The following is a 23,700-nucleotide window of genomic DNA, read 5'->3' on the forward strand; positions in this document are numbered from 1 at the left end:
GACCACAGTCGCCGCGCCGGATGAGACTGGCTTACTTACCTCTCCCCATTGGGGGGAGGTGGCCCACGCAGCGGGTCGGTGAGGGGAGACACCATCGGGAGGCGTCGAAGACCCCTCGCCCCAACCCTCTCCACCGAACTCGGCTGTTGCCGGGTTCGGTCAGCAGCAACATCGAACTCGGCAACAACCGAGTTCGATGCGGGGAGAGGGAGCGAAGCCGGTATGGAGGGAGAGCAAGGCCCCTCACCCAGCTTCCCCCTCACGCCGCCGGCGCGGCGCGGGCATATTGCCGCTCGATCTCCAATAGCTTCTGCTTGCGCCACAGCCCGCCGCCATAACCGGTGAGCGAGCCGTCGGCGCCGATCACCCGGTGGCAGGGAATGATCAAGGCCAGCTGGTTGGCGCCGTTCGCCCGCGCCACCGCGCGCACCGCCGCCGGCTGGCCGATATGGCGGGCGATCTCGCCATAAGAGCGCGTCTCGCCCGGCGGGATCTGCCGCAGCTCGGCCCATACCGCGCGGGTGAAGGCGCTGCCGTGCTGGGCGAGCGGGGTGGAGAATTCCGCCGATTCGCCGGCGAAGAATCGCCCGAGCTCGGCGCGGATCTGCTCGGTCGGCGCGTAGGTGCCGATGCCGATCTCGCCCTTGGCGAGCGCGGAGAGCTTGCCGAGCTCGGTCGGCAGCGCCTTGCGGTCGACGAATTCGAGGAGGTGCAGCTGCGAGGCGCTCGCCAGCGCGATCATGTCGCCGATCGGGGTGGCGATCCAGTCGGCGAGCAACAGGCCGCGCCCGGTGAGCTCGCCCGGCGCGCGGCCGATCAGCTTGGCGAAAGCGGCGCGGAAGGCGCTCGGCGAGGAGAAGCCGGCCTCCTGCTGCGCGGCGATCACCGAGCCGCCCAGCGCCAGCGTCTCGAAGCCCTCGCGCAGCCGGCGCTGGCGAGCCATCTCGATGAAGGTCATGCCGAAATGCCGCTTGAAGCTGCGCCGCACGGTGGAGAGGTCGAAGCCCATGCGCGCGACGTCGCCCTCGCTCCAGCGCCGCTCCGGCCGCTCGTCCAGCGCCTTCAGGAGCGCGGCGATGATCGGGTCGGCCTCAGCGGCCGGCCGGAGAGGGTGGCAGCGCTTGCAGGGGCGGAAGCCCGCCTCGATGCATTCGCCGATGGTGGCGTGGAAGCTGCAATTCTCGGCGAGCGGCTTGCGGGCCGGGCAGGTCAGCCGGCAGAACACGCCGGTGGTGGCGACGCAGACGAAGGCGCGCCCCTCATAGCTCTCGTCGCGATCGAGAAGCGCGCGGTAGAGCGTCGGGTGATCGGGCAGGTTGAGACCTGGGAGATCGAACAGCATGCGATCAGTCTAGCAGCCCGCGCCGGGGCCGCCGCCGCAAATCGGGCGTCTATTTCAATCGCAGCCCACCGCGCCGCCCCCCGCGTTCAGTCCGCCGCCAATATGTGGCCGCGCACCAGCGGATAGACCTGGCTCTGCCAGCGGCGGCCGGAGAACACGCCGTAATGGCCGACGCCGGCCTGCATGTGGTGGCGCCGCTGGTGCGGGCGCAGGCTGGTGCACAGGTCCTGCGCCGCCACCGTCTGGCCGACGGCGCAGATGTCGTCGCGCTCGCCCTCCACGGTGAGCAGCGCGGTGCGGCGGATGGCGCGCAAATCGACCGGCTCGCCGCGATAGGTCAGCACGCCGCGCGGCAGCTCGTGCTCCTGGAACACGATGCGGATGGTCTCCAGGTAGAACTCGGCGGCGAGGTCGAGCACGGCGAAATACTCGTCGTAGAAGGTCTTGGCGGTCGTCGCCTTCTCGTGCTCGCCCATGGCGAGGTTCTCGAACAGCTCGACATGCGCCTTCACATGCCGGTCCATGTTCATCGCCATGAAGGCGCCGACCTGCACGAAGCCGGGATAGACCTTGCGGCCCGAGCCGGCAAAGCCCGGCGGCACGGTGGCGATGAGATTGCTCTCGAACCAGTCGAGCGGCTTCGATATGGCGAGCTCGTTCACCTTGGTCGGGCTGATGCGGGTGTCGACCGGCCCGGCCATCAGGGTGATGGAATGCGGCGTCGCCGGGTTGGCGTCGCGGCCCATCACCGCGGCGGCCACCAGCACCTGCACGCAGGGCTGGCACACGGCGAGCGCGTGCGCGCCGGGGCCGACGATCTCCAGGAAGCGGATGACGTGCTCGACATAGTCGTCGAAGCCGAACCGCCCGGCCTCCAGCGGCACGTCGCGGGCATTGTGCCAGTCGGTGATGTAGACGTCGTTCTCCGGCAGCAGCGTCTTAACCGTGCCGTGCAGCAGGGTGGCGAAATGGCCGGAGAGCGGCGCCACCACCAGGATGCGCGGCTGCGGCTGGTCGGTGTCCTTCTTGAAATGCAGCAGCGAACCGAAGGGCAGGCGCGCGACCACCTCCTCGGTCACCTCGACCTCGCGGTTGCCGACGCTCACCGTGTCGATGCCGAAGGCCGGGCGCTGGTGGCTCAGGCTGAAGCGCTCGAACATCTCCAGCGCCGCGACCATGTTGCGCATCATCGCCCCGGCGCCGAATCCCGCGAATCCCGGCGCCGCCAATCCCGGCAGCGACAGGCCGGGCAGAGCGCCCCCGCCCATGGTGGTCTCGATCATGCGGCGCGACAGCCGCGCCATGGTGCGTAGCGGATCGAGCAGATCGGCCTGGGCCTGGTAGGCGGCGTAGATCATGCGCGGCGGGCTCCCGGACGGCACGGCGGAGCGGCTGGGAATATCGCGGGGCGAGGCGCCCCGACCCGGTCCAAAGGACACGCTAGAGCAAAGCGACGTCGGGCACGATACGACGAACGGCGTTGACCGTGCGGCAGATCGCGCGCGTCATTCGCGATGGCACGAGTTATGATTACATCCGGATCGCCCAAGCTCCTTTGGCCCAAGCCCTCCGGCTTAATCACAGGACCATCCGCCATGCCTGCCCCGAAACGCCGCGCCTCGCCTCCGACCGTCCCCGAGCCGGCAGGCGCCGAGCGGCCGGCGAAAGCCCCGACCGGCAGGAAACCCACCGGTAAGGCAGCCGCCGGAAAGACCCCGGAAAGCGTGTCGCCCGCCGGCACAGCGGCCTCGTCCAGCCTCGAATCCACCAAACGCTCCACCCGCCGCCCGAAGACCTTGCTCACCATCAGTAGCAAGAACTATTCCTCATGGTCGCTGCGCGGCTTCCTGCTGTGCCGCATGGCCGGGCTGGATTTCGCCGAGGCGCGGGTTTCCGCCGACGATCCCTCGATCCGCGCCGAGCTGCTGCTGCAGTCCTCCTCCTTCCTGGTGCCCCGGCTCGACCATGACGGGCTGCGCATCTGGGACACCCTCGCCATCGGCGAATACCTGCATGAAATCGCGCCAGAAGCCGGCCTGCTGCCCAAGGATCGGGCCGCCCGCGCGCATTGCCGCTCGATCAGCGGCGAGATGCATTCCGGCTTCGCCAATCTGCGCTCGGCGCTGCCGATGAACATCAAGGCGCATCATCCCGGCTTCAAGGTGTGGACCGGGGCGCAGGCCGACATCGCCCGCATCGTCGCCATCTGGAACGAATGCCTCGGCGCCTATGGCGGGCCCTATCTGTTCGGCGCCGCCCCGACGATGGCGGACGCGATGTACGCCCCGGTGTGCTCGCGCTTCACCACCTATGACGTGCCGCTCGATCCGCTCAGCGCCGGCTATTGCGCCACCATGCTGGCCTTTCCCGCCATGCAGGAATGGAGCGCGGCGGCGCGCGAGGAACCGGACGAGATGGAGGAACTCGACGTCGAGTTCTGACCCCCGGCGCCCGGATCGCGGCGGAGGTGAGAAAATCCGCCGGCCATCCCCATCATCCCCACGATTCAGAGCGTCGCCAAACGTGATGGCGGCGGCGCTTCCGGGCTGACCGGATCTCCGCTAATCGGGCAGCTTCACGATGGACGATCCCGATGGCGCTGCCCGCGTTCAAGCTTTACGACGACACCATGCCCCCGAGCGAATTCGAGAAGATGCTGGCCGGCGAGCTGTATCGCGCCGCCGACCCGGAGATTCAGGCCTGCGCCGCCGCCGCCTTCGCCTGGATGGCGCGCTACAACGCCTCGCTCGGCCTGTCCGAGGCGGCGCGCGGCGAGTTGCTGCGCCAGCGGCTTGGCAAGGTCGGCGCCGGCACGGTGGTGCGCCCGCCCTTCCATTGCGACTACGGCTTCAACATCCGGCTCGGCGCCGGGGTGTTCCTGAACTTCAACTGCGTCATCCTCGACGTCGTCGAGGTGCGCATCGGCGACGGCACCCAGATCGGGCCGGGCGTGCAGATCCTCACCGCCGACCATCCGCGCGATCCGGCCGAGCGGCGCGGCGGGCTCGAATTCGGCCGGCCGGTGACTATCGGGCGTAATGTGTGGATCGGTGCCGGCGCGATCATCCTGCCCGGCATCACCATTGGCGACGACGCGCTGATCGGCGCCGGCGCGGTGGTGACGAAGGACGTGCCGGCCGGCGCCAAGGCGCTCGGCAACCCGGCGCGGGTTCAAGGCCCGGCGTCGACGGCGGACGCCGCGTAACGGACGGCCGCACGCCGCCCGCGCCGATCAAAGCGGCCGCAGGGCCGCCTCGACGCGGGCCCGCACCTCGCCGGCGAGCGGCAGGATCGGCCGCGGCGGCTGTAGCCGGGCGAGGCCGAGCAGTTCGGCGATCACATACATCACCCGAAAGCTGCCGAACTCCTTGAACAGCTGCCAGAGCGGCTGGAAGGCGGCGTCGAGGCGGCGCACCTCCGCCGCGTCACCGGCCTGCGCCGCCCGCGTCAGCTTCAGCGCCGGCTCGGGCAGCAGCCCGGCCGCCACGCTGTACCAGGCGTCGCCGCCGGCCAGCAGCGCCTCCGCCGCCCCCCAGTCGCCGCTATAGCCGATGGTGAAATCCGCCGGCGTGCGGGCGCGCAGCCGGGCCATCTCGCCGGCGAAGTCGCCATCGGCAGGCAGCGGCATCTTCACGGCGGCGATGTCGGGCACGCCCGCCAGCCGCACGATCAGCTCGTCGCTGAAGGTGAATTTGGTGGTGCCGGGATTGTTGTAGATGCACAGCGGCCGCTCGCCGGCCTGCGTCACCGCGACGAAGTGCTGGAACACCTCCTCGCCGGTCAGCGGCGTGTAGGACATCGGCGCCAGCAGCAGCCCGTCGGCCCCGGCCTCGCGCGCGTCGCGGGCGAGCGACAGCGCATCGTCGGTGCGCAGCGTGCCGACGCCGACGATCAGCGGCACCCGGCCATCCACCGCCTCCACCGCCGCCCGGAGCGCGCGCTTGCGCTGGTCGAGCGAGAGAAAGGCATAGCCGCCGGTGCTGCCGAGCAGGCCGATCGAATCCACCCCGGCCGCCACCAGGCGCTCGAGCAGGCGGCCGAGCAGCTCGGCCTCGACGCGGCCCTCCGCGTCGGTCGGCGTCAGCGAAAAGGCGGATAGGCCGCGAAACAGCTCCACGAAAGGCTCCTCATATGGCTCGACACAGAACTCGACGGACAACTCTACACCCACCCGACCGCCGCCGCCCGCCGCCCGCCGCTCGCGCGCGCGGCGGCCAGGCCTGTCCGCCTCATCGATGCCTGCTGCCTCCCCGGTCCGTTCGGGAGCGATCGTGCTCATTCGGGCAAGGCGCCGGCAGCCGCAGCGCCGGCCGCTGTCCCGCAATGTCCCGGGGGCGGGCGTCGTGCGCCCGCCCTGCTACCGCACCCGCCGCTACTCGCCGGGGCGGCTGTTCCGCATCTGCCGCACCTGCTGGACAACCTGTTCGAGATTGTAGCTGGCCGGATCCTGCAGCGGCGGATAGTCGATATAGGTCTCCAGTTCCCGCAACCACAGCGCCTGGCCGATCGGCAGCAGGTTCCAGTCATAGACATAGGCCGTCACCGGGCCGGCGAGGGCGCCGCCCATGCCGAACAGCGTCTTGATCTGCTCGCCGATCGAGGTCTCGAATGGGTCGCGCTTGATGTTGACCACCTGCGTCCAGTGATAGGGCATCACGCCGCTGATGAAGCCGGCCGGCGCGTCCGACACCATGGCGAAATACATCTTCCAGTTCTTGTAACGGACCGCCGAGGGATCCTTGCCGGAATAGTAGAAGAAGGTGTCGCGGGCCGATTTTTCCGACGAACCTTCGAGATAGGCCCGCTGGTTCACGCCATCGAGCGTGGTCTTGACGATGCCGGGATAGTTGCCCTGCTCGATCCGCGCTTTTAGCGCGTTGCCCTTGTCGCCGCCGGCGATATCGACCAGCGTCGGCAGCCAGTCGAGCGACGCGAACATCTGCGTCTTCAGCGTGCCGGGCGCGATATGCCCGGGCCAGCGCACCACCAGCGGCGCCCGCATGCCGCCTTCCCAGGTCGACAGCTTGCCGCCCTTGAAGGGCGTGGTGCCGCCATCAGGGAAGGTGATGGTCTCGGCGCCGTTGTCGGTGGTGAAGACGACGATCGTGTTGTCGAGCTCGCCCATCTCCTGAAGCTTCTGCAGGACGAGGCCGATATTGTCGTCCATCTGCTTCATGCCGGCTTCGTTGACGCCCCAGTCCTTGCCGCCGGGCTCGCCCACCATGCCCATATACTTGTCGGACAGCACGGTGGTGATGTGCATCCGCGCCGGGTTGTACCAGACGAAGAACGGCTTGCTGGTTTTCTGCGGGTCGTTGCGGTCGAGGAAGTCGATGACCTTGGCGGAGATTTCCTCGTCCACGGTCTTGGAGCGCTCCAGCGTCAGCGGCCCTTCATCCTTGCAGGTCTGATTGGCCGAGGTACCGTCCGACGAGGTGCAGGAGAGCACCGGGCGCGGCGGCGTCAGGCAGATGGTGGTCTTGGGGTCCACGGCGCCGGCCGGGTCGGCAAGGCCGGGCACCGGCGTGTTGCGGCAGGGCGGCGCCACCGTCTGCTGCGTCGGCGTCGCGTTGATGTCGGGGAAGCTCACGCCCTGCATGGCGTCGAGATGGTAGAGATAGCCCCAGAACTCCTGGAAGCCGTGCGCGGTCGGCAGCGCGTCGGTATGGTCGCCGAGATGGTTCTTGCCGAACTCGCCGGTGGAATAGCCGAGATCGTGCAGGAACTTCGCCAGCGCCGGCGTGCCCGGCCGCAGATAGGAGGGGCTGCCCGGCAGCTGCGGCGGAATCATGCCGGTACGCAGCGGATGCATGCCGGTGAAGAAGGCGTTGCGCCCGGCGGTGCAGCTCTGCTCGGCATAGTAATCGGTAAACACCGCGCCTTCGCGGCCGATGCGGTCGATGTTCGGCGTCTCGCCGACCATCAGGCCGCGATGGTAGATCCCCGGCTGCATCCAGCCGATGTCGTCGCCCATGATGAACAGGATGTTCGGCCGGGCGGGAGGCTGTTGCGCCTGCGCCGGCGGCATTCCCGAAACGATTGCGGCCGCCGCCGTCAATGCCGTGGCGGCACCGAGAAGTCCGACGAATCGTCTTGCCAATACGTTCATATTTCCGCTCCCTGAAGGGCGGAAGTCTTGATTATTCTATTCCTTTACGAGCTTCCGCCGACGATGCCTCGACGAGGGGCGCACTTATCTACCACTTTCCACGAGTAAATTCACGAATTATTCGCTTAAATCCGAAGCATAACGTCATTTTCACTTACCTATGTCAGGATAACACTCTGAACGGTAGGTGATTTTCTTGGGACAGGCGGCAAGTCCCGGCATGCCCCGCCGCATCCGGCGGAACCGGGGCGGGCCCGCATCTGTTCTTCCCGCGAGACGAGCAGGACCAGCCGAGGAGGACGTGTGCATGGCCGATGCCAACGCTGCCGATATTCCTGAACCTCCGGCGCCGGACATCCCGGAGCCGCCGCGCACGCCGCCCGGCGGGCCGGACATTCCCGCCCCGCCCGACAGCCCGGACGCCCCGCCGGCGCCGGCGGAGGATCCCGACGTGCCCGATCGCGGCCCCGACATTCCCCCGCCAGGGCGCGGCGAGCCCGATATCCGTCCCGGCAACATCCCGCAGGAGCTGCCGCCGGACAGCCTGCCGCCGACGGCCGACCCTTTCGCGATCTGACCGCCAAAATAAAACGGCCGGCACCCGAGGGCGCCGGCCATCATTACTTCCTGCCGATCAGGCGAACGAGGCGAAGCCGATCACTCGGCCTTCTCGTTGGCCTTCTTCAGCGCGGCGCCGAGGATGTCGCCCAGCGAGGCGCCGGAATCCTGCGAGCCGAACTGGGCCACGGCTTCCTTCTCCTCGGCGATCTCGAGCGCCTTGATCGAGACCTGCACCTTGCGCGCCTTGCGGTCGAACAGGGTGACGCGGGCATCGAACTTCTCGCCGACGGCGAAACGGTCCGGACGCTGGTCGCCGCGGTCGCGGGCCAGTTCCGAGCGCTTCACGAAGGTCGACATGTCGGTGCCGATGATCTTCACCTCGACGCCGCCGTCCTTCACGTCGGTGACTTCGCAGGTGACGATCGCGCCCTTCTTCAGCTCGCCGGCATCGGCGAAGGGGTCGCCCGCCAGCTGCTTCACGCCGAGCGAGATGCGCTCCTTGTCGACGTCGACGTCGAGAACGACCGCCTTGATCACGTCGCCCTTCTTGAACTCGTCGATGACCTGCTCGCCCGGACGGTTCCAGTCCAGGTCCGACAGGTGCACCATGCCGTCGACGTCGCCGTCGAGGCCGAGGAAGAGGCCGAACTCGGTCTTGTTCTTGACCTCGCCTTCCACCACGGCGCCGGCCGGATACTTCTCGGCGAAGGCGTCCCAGGGGTTCTGCAGGGTCTGCTTGAGGCCGAGCGAGATGCGGCGCTTGACCGGATCCACCTCGAGGATCGCCACTTCCACTTCCTGGGAGGTGGAGACGATCTTGCCGGGGTGGACGTTCTTCTTGGTCCAGCTCATCTCGGAGACGTGGATGAGGCCCTCGATCCCCGGCTCCAGCTCGACGAACGCGCCGTAGTCGGTGATGTTGGTGACGCGACCCTTGAAGCGGGCCTCGACCGGGTACTTGGCCTCGATGCCCTCCCACGGATCGCCGAGCAGCTGCTTCATGCCGAGCGAGATGCGGTGGGTCTCGTGGTTGATCTTGATGATCTTCACCTTGACCGTCTGGCCGATGTTCAGCACCTCGGTCGGGTGGTTCACGCGGCGCCAGGCGATGTCGGTGACGTGCAGCAGGCCGTCAATGCCGCCGAGGTCGACGAACGCACCGTAATCGGTGATGTTCTTGACCACGCCGTCGATGACCTGACCTTCTTCGAGGTTCTGCACCAGCTCGTGGCGCTGCTCGGCGCGGGTCTCTTCGAGAACCGTGCGGCGCGAGACCACGATGTTGCCGCGGCGACGATCCATCTTGAGGATCTGGAACGGCTGCGGGTTGTGCATCAGCGGGCCGACGTCGCGGATCGGGCGGATGTCCACCTGGGAGCGCGGCAGGAAGGCCACGGCGCCGTCGAGGTCGACGGTGAAGCCGCCCTTCACCTGGTTGAAGATCACGCCGGTGACCTTCAGCTGGTCGTTGAACGCCTTTTCGAGGCGGACCCAGCTCTCTTCGCGGCGGGCCTTGTCGCGCGACAGGACGGCTTCGCCGAGCGCGTTCTCGACGCGCTCCAGATAGACTTCGACCTCGTCGCCGACCTTGATCTGCTGGTCGCGGCCGGGGCCGGCAAATTCACGCAGCGCCACGCGACCTTCGGTCTTCAGACCGATGTCGATGATGGCGAGGTCCTTCTCGATGGCGACGACGACGCCCTTGACCACCGAGCCTTCGGCGGGTTCGGCGACGGAGAAGCTCTCTTCGAGCATCGCGGCGAAATCGTCGCGGGACGCCAGTGCGGTTTGAGTAGCGGACATAGAAGCTCCTAGCCAGGGGATTGCGCCGGACGGGGTTTTTGGGCGCCCTTCCCGTCACGGGCATCGGGTCTGGCGATCCCGATGCGGCCTCCGGGGTAAGCCGGGGGCCCGGCGCTCTGGCCGTGGCGGAGTGGGCGTAGATACGCCTAAAGGCCGCGCCGGCCCGCGGGCAGAACCCGGAACCGCACGGCTTTGACCGGAAGCCTCGCTAGGGCCTCGCTCACGCGCGTAGGCGCGGGGAGACCGGGGCGGAGCCGTCCGGCGGCTGTCATATAGTGCAAGAGGGGGAGAAAGGCGAGGGGGTGCGTAGTTTCCCGGCAATCCGCGCTTGTTCGGCGGACGGCGTGGAGAAAACAGCGCCGCGACCACCACAATCGGCCCGTTGGCGATAGTGTTTCGGTCCACCCAACCGGCGCGGCCGGTCGCTGAAAGCCGTCACCGATGAAGCGACTGGAACATCACCAGAGCGTCGACATATCCCACGGAGGGATGGTGAAACGCACCGGGGATCCTGCCGACAATCTCGAAGCCCATCCGCTGCCAGAGGCGGACAGCCCGTTCGTTGGTGCTGACCACGAAGTTGAACTGCATGGCTCGATAGCCCTGCTCTCTCGCATGGTCGAGGGAGTGCTCGCACATGCGCTGGGCAATCCCTCGGCCTACAGCTGCCGAACTGGTCATGTAGCCGCAATTGCAGACGTGACGGCCGCCACCAGCCTGGTTCGGGCGCATGAAATAGGTGCCGACGATCTCTCCGTCGTCCTCGGCGACAAACGTCTCTTTGTCAGACCCCATCCAATAGGCGAGCGCATCGGCCTCGCTCATGTTCGGGTCGAGCGTGTAGGTCACACCATCTCTAATGGTCGGCAGGATGATGGCGCTTATCGCCGGCGCATCCGCCGGATTGGCTTTCCGGATCAGCATGGCGCCTCACATATCGGGTGCCGCCCGACACCGCCAGTGGGAAGCTACTACCCGCTTCGTGGCTCCCTTCAGATCGGCCGCATATGCGGCACCTGCTTTTGCCGCACCGCTCCGCGGGTCGCCCTCTCACCGCCCCCGCGCGGCGCGCACCACCACTGCCGTCGCCAGCAGCACGGCAGCGGCGCCGAGGCAGCCGCAGATCAGCCCGGCCGGGGTGACGCGACCGGTGCCCTGCAGCCGGAACAGGTTGCCGATCCTGAGGTCGTAGGCGCCGTGGATCTCTTCCGGGTGGGCCGGCACATAGCTGGCCTCGATGTCGGAACGCGTGGCGGGAACGTTGTCGGCCATGATCGGTCTCCGGGGAGGACAGGCGACGGCAGGAAACGGCACGGACGACACGCAGCACGGACAGGACATGTCACCAGCAGGTGGCGACGCTGCCGGGTGGCAAGCGGTCGAAACACAGGGGCGCACCCGCCTCAGCCGATCATGCGGCAAGAATTACCGGCACGGAAGCGCGGCACCGCCCCGATATCCCCGCCCGGTGTCGCCCATCCGGGCGCGGCGCCCTAGGGCGTCCGGCCGCCGGCCGGCCAGGGTCCCCGGGCGAGCCACACATCCATGACCCAGCCTTTCCGCGCCCGCGCCTCGGCGCGCCGGCGCAAAATCTCCGCGCCCACCTCCATGAGCCGCCCCGCCACCAGCATCTCGTCGGGGGTGCCGAGATAGGCGCCCCACCACACCTGCCCGTCGAAGCCGCGCGCCATCAGCGCCGCGAGGCCGGAGCCGTCGTCGAGCAGCGCCACGAAGGCCGGCGCGTCGGGGGTCGCCTGCGCCACCAGCCGGCCGGTGGTCACCTCCACCTTCTCGCCGATGCCGTTGAGCGGGATGCGGTGCGCCGCGCACAGCGCCTGGATCGCCGAGATGCCGGGCACCACCTCGATCTCGAACGGCACGCCCGCGCCGGCCGCGCGTTCCAGCACCCGCAGGGTGGAATCGTAGAGCATCGGGTCGCCCCAGACGAGCAGCCCGCCGACGCCGTCCTCGGCGATCTCCCCGGCGATCAGCCGGGCAAACAGCGCCGCCCGCGCACCATGCCAGGCCTCGACCCCGGCGAGATAGCCGCCTTCCTGTCCCCGCTTCGGGCTCGGCACCGTCACCGATCGCCACGGCGCGGTGCGGTGCGCGGCGAGGATCGCCTCGCGCCTCTGCACCAGCTCGGAAGCCGCCTCGCCCTTGTCGAGCAGGAAGAACACGTCGACCCGGTTGATCGCCTCGACGGCGCGCAGCGTCAGCGCGGCGGGATCGCCCATGCCGATGCCGATGACGATGACGCGCCGGGTCATTTCGAGCTCATTCGGCAGCGGGGGCGGGCGCGGCATCCCCCCGCGCGGCGAACACCCGCTTGGCGACGAACAGCGCGTTGAGTGCCGCCGGGAAGCCGGCATAGAGCGCCATCTGCATGATGGTCTCCACCACCTCCTCGCGGGTGGCGCCGCAATTCAGCGCCGAGCCGATATGCACCTCCAGCTCGCGCTCGGCATGGCCGAGGGCGACCAGCCCGGCGACGGTGGCGAGCATGCGGGTGCGCAGGTCGAGCCCGGGGCGGGAATAGATGTCGCCATAGCCGAACTCGAAAATATAGCGGGCGAAATCGGGGGCGATGTCGCCGAGCGCCGTCATCACGTCCTGCCCGGAGCGGCCGGTGATCTCGGCCAGCTTCGCCTGTCCGCGCGCCAGGCGGTCGTCCCGGCGGTCGGCATCGGTCGCATCGGTCATGTCGGGCTGCCTTCTGGCCTCATGCTACACCTCACCGGCCTGCCCGCCGGCTTATTGCCGGCCGGTGCGCGCGGCGGCGATGGCGAGCGCGCGGGCGATGCTCTCATGCTTGTCGAGCGCCGTGTTGTCGAGCAGCACCGCATCGTCCGCCCGCACCAGCGGCGCGGCGGAGCGGCTGCTATCCCGCTGATCGCGCTTGAGAATATCGTCGAGCACCGATTGCGGCGTCACCTCTTCCCCGCGCGCCGTCAGCTCGGCGAAGCGGCGGGCGGCGCGGGCCTCCGGGGTGGCGGTGACGAAGATCTTCACCTCCGCCTCCGGGGCGATGACGGTGCCGATGTCCCGGCCGTCCAGCACCGCCCCGCCCGGCTGGCGGGCGAAGGCGCGCTGAAGCTCGATAAGTGCCTGTCGAACCTCGGGAATCGCCGCCACGCGCGAGGCGGCCTCGCCCACGGCCCCGGCCCGCAGCGCCTCGGCATCGAGGCCTTCCACCTTCAGCGCGGCCGCGAGACGGGTCAGCGCCGGCACGTCGGAAAAGTCGAGCCCACGCGCCAGAACCTCGGCGCCGACAGCGCGATAGAGCAGGCCGGTATCGAGATGTGGCAGGCGGAAATGCGCGGCGAGCGCCCGCGCCACCGTGCCCTTCCCGGAAGCCGCCGGCCCGTCTATCGCGACGATCATGCCGCGTCACCGATGGCGGCGCCCAGCCCCTTCATCAGCGGCACGAAGGCCGGGAAGCTGGTAGCGACGAAGGAAATATCGTCTATTTTCATGGGCTTGCCGGAAGCGAGCCCCATCACCAGGAAGCTCATGGCGATGCGGTGATCCATGTGGGTGGCCACCGTGCCGCCGCCGGCGACCGCACCGGTGCCCTCGACGATGAGGTCGTCGCCCTCAATGGAATGCGCGACGCCAGCCTCGGCAAGCCCGGCCGCCACCGCCGCCAGCCGGTCGGATTCCTTCACCCGCAGCTCGGAGAGCCCGCGCATCCGCGTGGTGCCGCGCGCGAACGAGGCCGCCACGGCGAGAACCGGGTACTCGTCGATCATCGACGGCGCCCGCTCGGCCGGCACGTCGACGCCGGTGAGCTCGGAGTGGCGCACCCGCAGGTCGGCGACGCTCTCGCCGCCCTCGACCCGCTCGCCGAGCAGCTCGATCGAGGCCCCCATCTCCTTGAGCGTCTTGAACAATCCGGTGCGCAGCGGGTTGGTCATCACCCCGGTTATGGTGATGTCGGAGCCCGGCACGATCAGCGCCGCCACCAGCGGGAAAGCCGCCGAGGAAGGATCCGCCGGAACGGCGATCGGCGCCGGCGTCAGCTCGGGCCGGCCCTTCAGCGTCACCTTGCGGCCATGCGCGCCATGGGCTTCCACCCGCACCTCGGCACCGAAATGCGTCAGCATGCGCTCGGTATGGTCGCGGCTGGCCTCCTTCTCGATCAGCGTGGTCTCGCCCGGGGCACCGAGCCCGGCGAGCAGCACCGCCGACTTGATCTGCGCCGAGGCGACCGGGCTCTCATAGGTGATCGGGATGAGGTCGCGGGGCCCCTTGAGACGGATGGGCAGCCGACCGCCCTCGGCGGCCTCCTCGACGGAAACCCCCATCTTTTCAAGCGGATCGAGGATGCGGCGCATCGGCCGACGTCGCAGGCTCGCATCGCCGTCGAACGTCGCCTCGATGGGGCTGCCGGCCACCATGCCCATCATCAACCGGGCGCCGGTGCCGGAATTGCCGAAATCGAGCGGCGCGTCCGGGGCGCGCAGGCCGCCAATGCCGACGCCCTCGACGCGCCATTCGCCGGCGCCGAGCCGCTCCACCCGGGCGCCGAGCGCGGCGCAGGCCTTGGCGGTGTTGAGCACGTCCTCGCCTTCCAGCAAGCCGGTGATCCGGGTCTCTCCGATGGCGAGCGCCCCGAAAATCAGCGCCCGGTGCGACACCGACTTGTCGCCCGGCACCTTCACGACGCCGGAAAGCGGGCCGGATTTGGCGGCGGTGGCGGGGGAGGGTGCGGCGGCATGTCCGCCGGAGGAATGGGCAACGGCACTCATTGAAGGCACCTCGAGGAAAGCTTAAATAGGGCGCGAACCCTCCTTACACGGCGGCGCGGGCCGCGTCACGGCTTTGCATAATTGCGGCTTGACAGCGCAAGAAGCACCGTCCAATGGGAGCGACCCTTTTTCACCCACTACCTTCCGAGGTCCGAACCGTGGTGAAACCCGAACTTGGCACCAAGCGTGTCTGCCCCGTCACGGGGCGCAAATTTTACGATCTGAACAAGGATCCGGTGGTCTCGCCCTATACCGGGCAGATCGTCCCGATCACCGCTCCGATCAGCCGCGGCCGGCCCGAACCCGTTCGCGCGACTGAGACCGAGAAAGAGGCCGAGGCGGATGACGCCGAGGACGTCGAGCTGGTCTCGCTGGAGGAGGCCGACGACGAAGCCGCGGCCCCGGCCAAGGCGGCGACCTCCGACGACGACATCGAGATCGACGACGACGTCGAGGCCGATGGCGATGACGACGACACCTTCCTCGAAGAAGACGAGGATGACGGCGACGATGTCACCGATCTGATCGGCGACGGCATCGAGGACGACGAGGAAGGTTGAGGAAGAAATCCACAGGGCGAGGAAATCGAGACTTGCAGTCTCCTTCGCCCTGTGCTTTACGAGCGCACCGCAGCGGTTGACGCCGCCGCGACAAGTCGGGTGATCCCCAAGCGAGCCGCTTCCGCGATGCTCGCACGCCCGGCGCCCCCGGTGGGGCCATAGCTCAGTTGGGAGAGCGCTTGAATGGCATTCAAGAGGTCGGCGGTTCGATTCCGCCTGGCTCCACCAATTTTCGCCTCAGTGGCGATTTACTAGAAAAATCAGCACCTTGGGACGCAGGTCCGGTCGGGCTGCGCTTGGTCGCACCCCAAGCGGCATGGCCCTTTCCGAGTCAGGCTGGCGGCGCGCACCGGATTCGTGAGCCGCGCTGGATTCGTGAGCGCAGCGCCTCAGCGCGGCATCAAGCCCTCGACCATCACCCGGATGGCCTCGCGCAGATAGAGGCGGCGATCCATTTCTTCCGGCCAGTCCGGAAGCTCCGGAAGCTTCAGCGGCACGGCGCCGAAAATCAGGTCCATCAGCATGCGCGCGGTGAACTCCGGGCTGGCGATGCGGATGCGGCCGCACGCCGCCTGACGGTCCAGCCAGGCGGTGAGCTCGGCCCGCGAGGGGTCGGCGCCGTGCACGCGCACGACACTGCCAAGCTCGGGAAAGTGCCGCATCTCCGCCAGCACCATGCTGATCATGGCCATGCGCTCCTGATTTTCCGTGTCGTCGATGTCGACCCGGAAAATGGCGGCGATGGCGTCGACGAGCGACAAATGGTCGTAGTCGCCGGGCAAGGCCAGCATCGCGAAGCGGTGCTGCTCGATGATCGCCGCGAACAGGTCGATCTTGGCCGGGAATAGTCGATAAAGCGTGCGCTTGGAGATCCGGCACTCGGCGGCGATCTCATCCATGGTGGTGCGGCCATAGCCGCCGGCCACGAACAAGGCGCGCGCCTGCGCGACGATCTCAGCCGCCTGCTCGGCATCGGAACGAGCCTTGGGCCGCCCGCGCCCGCGCCTCGGCAGGCCCAGATCCACCTCCATCGACCCGGCATCCGGCATCTGCATTCGCCCTCTCCACCGACCTGTTGCGCCGCAGCACCGCCCGGTCGGATTCGCCGTTGCAAGAATTGACACGTGATAAATCGATCAATTATAGAAACGCTAAAGTTTTGTAAATAAGGATCGGCCGGTGTCGCTTCCATTTTCCCGCCGCAAAGTCAGCGCTCCCGTACCGACCTTGGCCTCCCGGCCCGGGGCCAAGGCGAAGCGGAGCTGATCCCCCGTGACGTTTCTCGCTTTGGGCCGTCCGGCCACGCTGCTGATCTCGGCCCTGCTGCTCGCCGGCTGCGCCGTCGGCCCAGACTACAAGACGCCGCAGCTCAATGTACCCGCCCATTGGGGCTCCAAGAAGCCGAAGACCGCGCCCCGGCCGCCCGAACTGGCGCAGTGGTGGAAGCGGCTGCGCGACCCGGTGCTCGACGGCCTCGTTGACGAAGCCGTCGCCGGCAATCTCGACGTCGCCACCGCCAAGGCTAAGATCCGCGAAGCCCGCGCTTCCTATCGACAGGCGGTGGGCACGCTGCTGCCGGGCGTCGACGGCTCGGCCTCGCTCACCCGCAGCGACAACGGCTCCAACGTGTCGAGCGGCGGCGACGTCACCGTCGCCGGCCCGTTCACCCAGTACCAGGCCGGGCTCGACGCCAGCTGGGAGGTCGACCTGTTCGGCGCCAACCGGCGCGCCGTCGAGGCGGCCCGCTACGGGCTCGACGCCGCCGAGGAGGATCTGCGCGCCACGCTGCTGACCCTGGTCGGCGACGTCGCCAATTACTACGTCCAGGCCCGCTCGGCGCAGGCGCGCGCCGCGCTGGCCCGCCGCACCGCCGCCTCGCAGCGAGAGACCGCCGCGCTCACCCGCACGCAGTACAATGCGGGATCGGCCTCCGGCGTCGACGTCGCCAACGCCTCCGGCCAGGCCGCGAGCACCGAGGCCAACATTCCGACCTACGAGGCGGCCTATGCCGAGGCGGTGCACCGGCTTTCGGTGCTCACCGGCCAGGCGCCCGCCGCGCTGATCCTGCGGATGAACGCGGCGCGGCCGATCCCGACGCCGCGGCTGCCGATGCCCACCGGCATTCCCGCCGACATCCTGCTGGCGCGGCCGGACGTGCGCGTCGCCGAGCGGCAATATGCCCAGTCCACCGCGCTGATCGGCGAGGCGGAAGCGGCGCTCTATCCGAGCATCAGCCTCACCGGCTCGGTCAGCTCGACCGGCACCAAGCTCGGCGACCTCGCCAAGAGCTCGTCGATCAGCTGGTCGATCGGACCGTCGCTGACCGTGCCGATCTTCAATGGCGGCCAGCTGCGCGCCGCGGTGGATGTCACGGAAGCCCAGCGCGACCAGTCCTTCATCGCCTACCGCGCCTCGGTGCTGACCGCGCTGGAGGATGTCGAGAACGCCATCGTCTCGCTGAGCCAGGAGCGCATCCGCCAGGGCACGCTCTCGACGTCGGTGCAGCACTATCGCGAGGCGACGCGGCTGTCGCGGGCGCTGTACCAGTCGGGCTCGTCGAGCTTCCTCGACGTGCTGGATTCCGAGCGCTCGCTGTACTCGGCGGAGGATTCGCTGATCGAGAGCCGGGCCTCCATCGCCACCGACTACATCGCCCTCAACAAGGCGCTGGGCGGCGGCTGGGACGGCACGATCAACAGCTCGAAGCCCGAGGTGGTGGACACCAATACCGGCCCGCACTTCGCCACCGCTCCCTCGCCGCGCCAGCCGTCGCCCCAACAGCCCTCGCCCAACGCACCATGAGCCGCCACTTCATGAGCCTGCATGCCCGCTATCGTCCGGCGGAGCCCGTGGAGAACGCCCGGTGAGCAAGGCGACCCGCGCCCTCGGCGCCTGCGTGCTGGCCGCCGTGCTCGTGGCCGGCGGCGGCTATATGTGGCAGCGCCGCACCGCCGCCGCCACGCCCACTCTCATCACCGCGCCGGTGACGCGCGGCGACATCGAGGAGACCGTACTCGCCACCGGCACGCTGAAGCCGGTGAAGCTGGTGGCGGTCGGCGCCCAGGCCTCGGGCCGCATTACCGCGGTCAACGTCAAGCTGGGCGACACGGTCCATGCCGGCGACCTGCTCGCCGAGATCGATTCGGTGACGCAACAGAATGACCTGCGCACCGCCGAGGCCTCGCTCGCCAATGTCACCGCCCAGCGGGCGGAGAAGCAGGCGACGCTGCGACTGAACGAAACCACGCTGGCCCGCCAGAAGCGCATGGTCGACCAGAACGCGGTGTCGCGCGCCGATTTCGACACGGCGGAAGCCAATGTCGACGTCACCCTCGCGCAGATCGACGCCTTGTCGGCGCAGATCGTCGAGGCGCAGGTGGCGGTCGACACCGCCCGCGCCAATCTCGGCTATACCCGCATCACCGCGCCGACCGACGGCACCGTGCTGTCGATCGTCAGCCAGCAGGGCCAGACGGTGAACGCCGTGCAATCGGCTCCGACCATCGTCATCATCGGCCAGCTCGACACCATGACGGTGCGCACCGAGATTTCGGAAGCCGACATCGTGCGGGTGAAGCCGGGCCAGCCGCTCTATTTCACCGTGATCGGCGATCCCGACCGGCGCTACGACGCCACGCTCGGCTTCATCGAGCCGGCGCCGGAATCGATCCGCAGCGATTCCAGCTTCTCCTCCTCGACCACGTCGAGTTCGAGCAGCACCTCCTCGTCCTCCTCGACGGAGGCGATCTACTACAATGGCGTGTTCGACGTGCCGAACCCGGAAGGGCGCCTGCGCACCTACATGACCGCCGAGGTGCGCATCGTGCTCGGCAGCGCCAGGGGCACCCTCACCATTCCCGCCGCGGCGCTGGGCGAGCGCGACGGCGAGGGTCGCTACCAGGTGCGGATCGCCAACGCCAATGGCAGCGTGTCGACGCGCGCGGTCGAGATCGGCCTCAACAACAAGATCATCGCCCAGGTGCTGTCCGGCCTCGAGGAGGGCGAGCGCGTGGTCATCGATCAGGCGACCGGCCAGACCGGGACCGCGTCGTCACGACCGCCCGGCCCGCCGATGGGGCTGTAAGGGTGGGGACTGCGAGCATGGGCCAGCCGCTCATCGAGATCCGCGACCTCCGCCGTGAGTTTCCCTCCGGCGAGCGCAGCATCACGGTGCTGAAGGGCATCGACCTCACCATCGAGGCGGGCGAGATGGTGGCGATCGTCGGCGCCTCCGGCTCCGGCAAGTCGACGCTGATGAACATTCTCGGCTGCCTCGACCGCGCGACGTCCGGCACCTACCGCGTCGCCGGCCGCGACGTCGCCGCGCTCGACGCCGACGAGCTGGCGGCGCTGCGGCGCGAGCATTTCGGCTTCATCTTCCAGCGCTACCATTTGCTGGCCGAATTGACCGCGCTCGGCAATGTCGAGATTCCCGCCATCTATGCCGGCCAGACGCCCGGGGCGCGCCGCACCCGCGCCGCCGCGCTGCTCGGGCGGCTGGGCATGGGCGACCGCACCGGGCACCGGCCCGGCCAGCTCTCCGGCGGCCAGCAGCAGCGCGTCTCCATCGCCCGCGCGCTGATGAACAACGCCAACGTCATCCTCGCCGACGAGCCGACCGGCGCGCTCGACAAGCACAGCGGCGAGGAGGTGCTGCGCATCCTCGCCGAGCTCAACGCCGAGGGCCGCACCGTCGTCATCGTCACCCACGACATGCAGGTGGCGAACCGCACCCGTCGCATCATCGAGATCAGCGACGGCGAGATCATCTCGGATCGCCGCCTGGCGCCGCAGCCCGACGCGCCGACCGCCGAGAAGTCGGCATCGCCGGTCCGCGGCCGCCTCGGCGCCTTCGCCGACCGCTTCCGCGAAGCCTTCTTCATGGCGCTGCTGGCGATGCGGGCGCATGGGCTGCGCACCTTCCTCACCATGCTCGGCATCATCATCGGCATCGCCTCGGTGGTGAGCGTGGTGGCGCTCGGACAGGGCTCGCAGCAGCGCGTGCTCGCCAACATCTCCAGCCTCGGCACCAACACGCTGGAGATCTTCGCCGGCAAGGATTTCGGCGACACCCGCTCCGGCCGGGTGACGACGCTGGTGGTGGCCGATGCCAACGCGCTGGCCGGCCAGCCCTATGTGGCGGCGGTGACGCCGACGGTCTCGACCTCCTCCACGGTGCGCTACGGCTCCAAGGAGGCGAACGCGCTGGTGAACGGCGTCGGCGCGCAATATTTCGCCGCCAAGGGCACTCGCCTCGCCGAGGGTCGGCTGTTCGATGCCACCGGCGTGCACACCCTCGCCCAGGACGTCGTCATCGACGAGAACACCCGCAAGACGCTGTTCGGCGACCTCGCCGGCAGCCCGATCGGCGAGGTGGTGTTCATCGGCAAGGTGCCGGCGCGGGTGATCGGCGTCACCGCCCCGCAGCAGGGCGGCTTCGGCTCCAGCCAGAACCTGTCGCTCTATCTGCCCTACACCACCGTGCAGGCGCGGGTGATCGGTTCGAGCTCGCTGCGCTCGATCACCGTGCGGGTGGCCGACGACGTGCCGACCGATCTCGCCGAGCAGGCGGTCACCCGGCTGCTCACCCAGCGCCACGGCACCAAGGACTTCTTCATCCTCAACACCGACGACATCCGCAAGACCATCACCGCCACCACCCAGACGCTCGCCTTGCTGATCGCCGCCATCGCGGTGATCTCGCTGGTGGTCGGCGGCATCGGGGTGATGAACATCATGCTGGTATCGGTGTCCGAGCGGGTCGGCGAGATCGGCGTGCGCATGGCGGTGGGGGCGCGGCGTGCCGACATCCTGCAGCAGTTCCTCATCGAGGCGGTACTGGTGTGCCTGATCGGCGGCGTGCTCGGCATCGGCGCGGCGCTCGGGCTCGGCGTGCTCGCCGGTGCACTCGGCTCCGGCTTCAGCTTCATCTACTCGACCGCCTCCATCGTGGCAGCGGTGCTGTGCTCCAGCTTCATCGGCATCGCTTTCGGCTTCCTGCCGGCCCGGAACGCCTCGCGGCTCGATCCGGTGGCGGCGCTGGCGCGCGACTGACCCCTTTACCGGCCTTCCGCGGAGGAAGAATGGAACTTCCCACGATTCCAGGACTTTAGCGAAAAACGGCGCTCTTCTCGGCGGCCCGGCGGCCGGTCCATACCCGACTATATGCGATATTGCATTGCACTCCTTTATCGCTGCATAGCAAAAAATGGACAGCCTCTGCCGGCATGGGCGCCGGCCAAATGCTCGGAGTACGCCAAATCATGAGCACCGTTGACATTGCCGGCCTGCGGATCGACGCCGACCTCTATGCTTTCGTGAATGACGAGGCCATTCCCGGCACCGGGATCGACCCCGCCGCCTTCTGGCAGGGCTTCGCCGAGATCGTCGGCGAATTCTCGCCCCGCAACGGCGCGCTGCTCGCCAAGCGCGACGCACTGCAGACGGTGCTCGACGACTGGCACCGCAGCCACAAGGGCCGAACCATCAATCCGGCCGAATACGAGACCTTCCTCAGCGACATCGGCTACCTGCTCCCCGAACCCGACGCGGTGACGGTGACGACGCAGAATGTCGACGATGAGCTCGCCCGCATTCCCGGCCCGCAGCTGGTGGTGCCGATCACCAATGCCCGCTACGCGCTGAACGCCGCCAATGCGCGCTGGAACAGCCTTTACGATGCGCTCTACGGCACCGACGCGCTGCCGGAAGAGGGCAGCGCCGCCCGTTCGGGCGGCTTCAACCCGATCCGCGCCGCGCTGGTGGTCGCCAAGGTGCGCGACTTCCTCGACGAGGCCTTCCCGCTGACCGAGGGCTCGCATCGCGATGCCACCGGCTATGCCGTCGAAACCGGCGCGCTCAAGGTGACGCTGGCCTCCGGCGCCGTCGCCGGCCTCGCCGAGGACGCCCAGTTCGCGGGCTTCACCGGTACAGGCGCCGCACCCACCGCCATCCTGCTCGCCAATCACGGCCTGCATGTCGAGCTGAAGATCGACCGCACCAGCCGCATCGGCGCCACCGATCCCGCCGGCGTCGCCGACGTGATCGTCGAGGCCGCCGTCACCACCATCATCGACTGCGAGGACAGCGTCGCGGTGGTGGATGCCGCCGACAAGATCCTCGTCTACCGCAACTGGCTCGGCCTGATGAAGGGCACGCTCAGCGCTCATTTCGACAAGGGCGGCTCCACGGTGGAGCGCCACCTTGCCGGCGACCGCGTCTACACCGCGCCGGACGGCGGCGAGAAGGTGCTGCACGGCCGCAGCCTGCTGCTGGTGCGCAATGTCGGCCACCACATGATGACCGACGCGGTGCTCGGCGCCGATGGCGCCGAGATCCCGGAGACGCTGCTCGACGCCGCCGTCACCTCGCTGATTGCGCTGCACGACCTCAAGGGCTCGGGCCCGCTGCGCAACAGCCGCACCGGCTCGGTCTACATCGTCAAGCCGAAGATGCACGGGCCGGAGGAGGTCGCCTTCGCCGTCGAGCTGTTCGGCCGGGTCGAGGCGCTGCTCGGCATGGCGCCGACCACGCTGAAGATCGGCATCATGGACGAGGAGCGCCGCACCAGCGCCAACCTCGCCGCCGCCATCCACGAGGCGCGCGACCGGGTGGTGTTCATCAATACCGGCTTCCTCGACCGCACCGGCGACGAGATCCACACCTCGATCGAGGCCGGCCCGATGGTCCGGAAGAACGAGATGAAGTCGCAGGTCTGGATCAAGGCCTATGAGGACAACAATGTCGATGCCGGCCTGAAGGCGCATCTCGACGGCAAGGGTCAGATCGGCAAGGGCATGTGGGCGATGCCGGATCGCATGGCCGACATGCTGGTGCAGAAGATCGCCCACCCGCTCGCCGGCGCCAACACCGCCTGGGTGCCCTCCCCGACCGCGGCGACGCTGCACGCCCTGCACTACCACAAGGTCGACGTCTTTGCCCGACAGGCCGAGCTGCGCCACCGCACGCCGGCGGCGCGCCGCGACATCCTGACGATCCCCGTCGTCGATCGCGGCAACTGGGAGCCGGCGGCGGTGCAGGAGGAACTGGACAACAACATCCAGGGCATCCTCGGCTACGTCGTGCGCTGGGTCGACCAGGGGGTGGGCTGCTCCAAGGTGCCGGACATCCACGATGTCGGGCTGATGGAAGACCGCGCCACGCTGCGCATCTCCTCGCAGCACGTCGCCAACTGGCTGCTGCACGGCGTCTGCACCCCCGAGCAGGTGGAAGAAACGCTGCGCCGCATGGCCAAGGTCGTCGATGCGCAGAACGAAGGCGACCCCGCCTATGTGCCGATGGCGCCCGGCTATGACGGCTTCGCCTTCCGCGCCGCGCGCGAGCTGGTCCTCGAAGGCCGCACCCAGCCCAACGGCTATACCGAGTTCATCCTCCACCGCCGCCGCCGCGAGGCCAAGGCGGCCTGATGACGGCCGCCTGACGACCGCCGCCTGACGCCGCCACCCGCCCGAGGCGGGTGGCTTTCCCACCGACACGAGAGCGGTGGCGGCATTGATTTCCCAATGGACAGCCGGAGCGGCGCGACCGATAGTGCAAGGGTCGCGCCGATTATGA

The 23,700-nt window shown here is 68.6% G+C and carries 20 protein-coding genes and 1 tRNA gene; 9 read left to right on the forward strand and 12 right to left on the reverse strand.

Features of this window, described 5'->3' with window-relative positions:
* Nucleotides 1-259: 259 nt before the first annotated feature.
* Nucleotides 260-1,342 carry a bifunctional transcriptional activator/DNA repair enzyme AdaA gene (locus KHC28_RS08300; protein ID WP_214007866.1) on the reverse strand — a complete coding sequence of 361 codons (1,083 nt, stop codon included), beginning with the start codon at nt 1,340-1,342 and terminating at the stop codon, nt 260-262.
* An 86-nt stretch (nt 1,343-1,428) separates the two neighbouring features.
* Complete coding sequence (locus KHC28_RS08305) at nt 1,429-2,700, reverse strand: polyhydroxyalkanoate depolymerase (RefSeq protein ID WP_214007867.1); 1,272 nt, start codon at nt 2,698-2,700, stop codon at nt 1,429-1,431.
* Between the two features lie 438 nt (nt 2,701-3,138).
* Here KHC28_RS08305 and KHC28_RS08310 point away from each other — a divergent pair, with 438 nt between their 5' ends.
* Together KHC28_RS08310 and KHC28_RS08315 are read left to right on the forward strand one after the other, a co-directional pair.
* Complete coding sequence (locus KHC28_RS08310; protein ID WP_246564575.1) at nt 3,139-3,783, forward strand: glutathione S-transferase; 645 nt, start codon at nt 3,139-3,141, stop codon at nt 3,781-3,783.
* A gap of 188 nt (nt 3,784-3,971) precedes the next feature.
* Nucleotides 3,972-4,547, forward strand: coding sequence for a sugar O-acetyltransferase (locus tag KHC28_RS08315; RefSeq protein WP_214008175.1), 576 nt, complete (start codon nt 3,972-3,974; stop codon nt 4,545-4,547).
* A gap of 27 nt (nt 4,548-4,574) precedes the next feature.
* On the opposite strand, the gene KHC28_RS08320 is transcribed toward KHC28_RS08315, so the two are convergent.
* Both KHC28_RS08320 and KHC28_RS08325 read right to left on the reverse strand, forming a co-directional pair.
* A complete protein-coding gene (locus KHC28_RS08320; protein WP_312893134.1) occupies nt 4,575-5,459 on the reverse strand; it encodes a dihydrodipicolinate synthase family protein in 885 nt (294 codons plus the stop codon).
* A gap of 255 nt (nt 5,460-5,714) precedes the next feature.
* Nucleotides 5,715-7,370, reverse strand: coding sequence for an arylsulfatase (locus KHC28_RS08325; RefSeq protein WP_214008176.1), 1,656 nt, complete (start codon nt 7,368-7,370; stop codon nt 5,715-5,717).
* Between the two features lie 388 nt (nt 7,371-7,758).
* On the opposite strand from KHC28_RS08325, the gene KHC28_RS08330 reads away from it, so the two are divergent.
* Nucleotides 7,759-8,028, forward strand: a complete 270-nt coding sequence (locus tag KHC28_RS08330; protein ID WP_214007870.1) for a hypothetical protein — start codon at nt 7,759-7,761, stop codon at nt 8,026-8,028.
* Between the two features lie 80 nt (nt 8,029-8,108).
* On the opposite strand, the gene rpsA is transcribed toward KHC28_RS08330, so the two are convergent.
* From rpsA to aroA, 7 genes are all read right to left on the reverse strand, one after another.
* Nucleotides 8,109-9,815, reverse strand: a complete 1,707-nt coding sequence (gene rpsA, locus KHC28_RS08335) for a 30S ribosomal protein S1 (protein ID WP_214007871.1) — start codon at nt 9,813-9,815, stop codon at nt 8,109-8,111.
* A 435-nt stretch (nt 9,816-10,250) separates the two neighbouring features.
* A complete protein-coding gene (locus KHC28_RS08340) occupies nt 10,251-10,739 on the reverse strand; it encodes a GNAT family N-acetyltransferase (protein WP_214007872.1) in 489 nt (162 codons plus the stop codon).
* 126 nt (nt 10,740-10,865) lie between these two features.
* The gene (locus KHC28_RS08345) at nt 10,866-11,087 is read right to left on the reverse strand and encodes a hypothetical protein (RefSeq protein ID WP_214007873.1); all 222 of its coding nucleotides are present in this window, start codon (nt 11,085-11,087) and stop codon (nt 10,866-10,868) included.
* 221 nt (nt 11,088-11,308) lie between these two features.
* Nucleotides 11,309-12,085: a precorrin-6A synthase (deacetylating) gene (gene cobF, locus KHC28_RS08350; protein WP_214007874.1), complete on the reverse strand. Its 777-nt coding sequence runs from the start codon at nt 12,083-12,085 to the stop codon at nt 11,309-11,311.
* Between the two features lie 7 nt (nt 12,086-12,092).
* Entirely contained in the window at nt 12,093-12,518 is a 426-nt protein-coding gene (locus KHC28_RS08355; RefSeq protein ID WP_214007875.1) for a carboxymuconolactone decarboxylase family protein, read from the reverse strand.
* A 51-nt stretch (nt 12,519-12,569) separates the two neighbouring features.
* The gene (gene cmk / locus KHC28_RS08360) at nt 12,570-13,199 is read right to left on the reverse strand and encodes a (d)CMP kinase (RefSeq protein ID WP_214007876.1); all 630 of its coding nucleotides are present in this window, start codon (nt 13,197-13,199) and stop codon (nt 12,570-12,572) included.
* A complete protein-coding gene (gene aroA, locus KHC28_RS08365) occupies nt 13,196-14,566 on the reverse strand; it encodes a 3-phosphoshikimate 1-carboxyvinyltransferase (protein ID WP_214007877.1) in 1,371 nt (456 codons plus the stop codon). Before aroA ends, cmk begins: the two co-directional genes overlap by 4 nt.
* A gap of 158 nt (nt 14,567-14,724) precedes the next feature.
* On the opposite strand from aroA, the gene KHC28_RS08370 reads away from it, so the two are divergent.
* Together KHC28_RS08370 and KHC28_RS08375 are read left to right on the forward strand one after the other, a co-directional pair.
* A complete protein-coding gene (locus tag KHC28_RS08370; RefSeq protein ID WP_214007878.1) occupies nt 14,725-15,126 on the forward strand; it encodes a TIGR02300 family protein in 402 nt (133 codons plus the stop codon).
* A gap of 152 nt (nt 15,127-15,278) precedes the next feature.
* Nucleotides 15,279-15,354: transfer RNA gene (locus tag KHC28_RS08375), tRNA-Ala, on the forward strand.
* Nucleotides 15,355-15,515: 161 nt separating this feature from the next.
* Here KHC28_RS08375 and KHC28_RS08380 read toward each other — a convergent pair.
* On the reverse strand, nt 15,516-16,181 hold the full coding sequence (locus tag KHC28_RS08380; RefSeq protein WP_214007879.1) for a TetR/AcrR family transcriptional regulator: 666 nt from the start codon (nt 16,179-16,181) through the stop codon (nt 15,516-15,518).
* A gap of 217 nt (nt 16,182-16,398) precedes the next feature.
* Here KHC28_RS08380 and KHC28_RS08385 point away from each other — a divergent pair, with 217 nt between their 5' ends.
* From KHC28_RS08385 to KHC28_RS08400, 4 genes are all read left to right on the forward strand, one after another.
* On the forward strand, nt 16,399-17,928 hold the full coding sequence (locus KHC28_RS08385) for an efflux transporter outer membrane subunit (RefSeq protein ID WP_214007880.1): 1,530 nt from the start codon (nt 16,399-16,401) through the stop codon (nt 17,926-17,928).
* 61 nt (nt 17,929-17,989) lie between these two features.
* Nucleotides 17,990-19,210: an efflux RND transporter periplasmic adaptor subunit gene (locus KHC28_RS08390; RefSeq protein WP_376772635.1), complete on the forward strand. Its 1,221-nt coding sequence runs from the start codon at nt 17,990-17,992 to the stop codon at nt 19,208-19,210.
* Between the two features lie 17 nt (nt 19,211-19,227).
* Nucleotides 19,228-21,180, forward strand: coding sequence for a MacB family efflux pump subunit (locus KHC28_RS08395; RefSeq protein WP_214007881.1), 1,953 nt, complete (start codon nt 19,228-19,230; stop codon nt 21,178-21,180).
* Nucleotides 21,181-21,389: 209 nt separating this feature from the next.
* Entirely contained in the window at nt 21,390-23,552 is a 2,163-nt protein-coding gene (locus KHC28_RS08400) for a malate synthase G (protein ID WP_214007882.1), read from the forward strand.
* Nucleotides 23,553-23,700: the final 148 nt, after the last annotated feature.

Origin of the sequence: Ancylobacter sonchi (assembly GCF_018390695.1) — a bacterium.
Taxonomy (GTDB): Bacteria; Pseudomonadota; Alphaproteobacteria; order Rhizobiales; family Xanthobacteraceae; genus Ancylobacter; species Ancylobacter sonchi.

Bases quoted from the DNA above. Each gene is read 5' to 3' on its own strand.
- KHC28_RS08300 (WP_214007866.1), bottom strand. From the start codon at position 1,342: ATGCTGTTCGATCTCCCAGGTCTCAACCTGCCCGATCACCCGACGCTC.
- KHC28_RS08305 (WP_214007867.1), bottom strand. From the start codon at position 2,700: ATGATCTACGCCGCCTACCAGGCCCAGGCCGATCTGCTCGATCCGCTA.
- KHC28_RS08315 (WP_214008175.1), top strand. From the start codon at position 3,972: ATGCCCCCGAGCGAATTCGAGAAGATGCTGGCCGGCGAGCTGTATCGC.
- KHC28_RS08325 (WP_214008176.1), bottom strand. From the start codon at position 7,370: ATGCCGCCGGCGCAGGCGCAACAGCCTCCCGCCCGGCCGAACATCCTG.
- KHC28_RS08330 (WP_214007870.1), top strand. From the start codon at position 7,759: ATGGCCGATGCCAACGCTGCCGATATTCCTGAACCTCCGGCGCCGGAC.
- rpsA (WP_214007871.1), bottom strand. From the start codon at position 9,815: ATGTCCGCTACTCAAACCGCACTGGCGTCCCGCGACGATTTCGCCGCG.
- KHC28_RS08340 (WP_214007872.1), bottom strand. From the start codon at position 10,739: ATGCTGATCCGGAAAGCCAATCCGGCGGATGCGCCGGCGATAAGCGCC.
- KHC28_RS08345 (WP_214007873.1), bottom strand. From the start codon at position 11,087: ATGGCCGACAACGTTCCCGCCACGCGTTCCGACATCGAGGCCAGCTAT.
- cobF (WP_214007874.1), bottom strand. From the start codon at position 12,085: ATGACCCGGCGCGTCATCGTCATCGGCATCGGCATGGGCGATCCCGCC.
- KHC28_RS08355 (WP_214007875.1), bottom strand. From the start codon at position 12,518: ATGACCGATGCGACCGATGCCGACCGCCGGGACGACCGCCTGGCGCGC.
- cmk (WP_214007876.1), bottom strand. From the start codon at position 13,199: ATGATCGTCGCGATAGACGGGCCGGCGGCTTCCGGGAAGGGCACGGTG.
- aroA (WP_214007877.1), bottom strand. From the start codon at position 14,566: ATGAGTGCCGTTGCCCATTCCTCCGGCGGACATGCCGCCGCACCCTCC.
- KHC28_RS08380 (WP_214007879.1), bottom strand. From the start codon at position 16,181: ATGCAGATGCCGGATGCCGGGTCGATGGAGGTGGATCTGGGCCTGCCG.
- KHC28_RS08395 (WP_214007881.1), top strand. From the start codon at position 19,228: ATGGGCCAGCCGCTCATCGAGATCCGCGACCTCCGCCGTGAGTTTCCC.
- KHC28_RS08400 (WP_214007882.1), top strand. From the start codon at position 21,390: ATGAGCACCGTTGACATTGCCGGCCTGCGGATCGACGCCGACCTCTAT.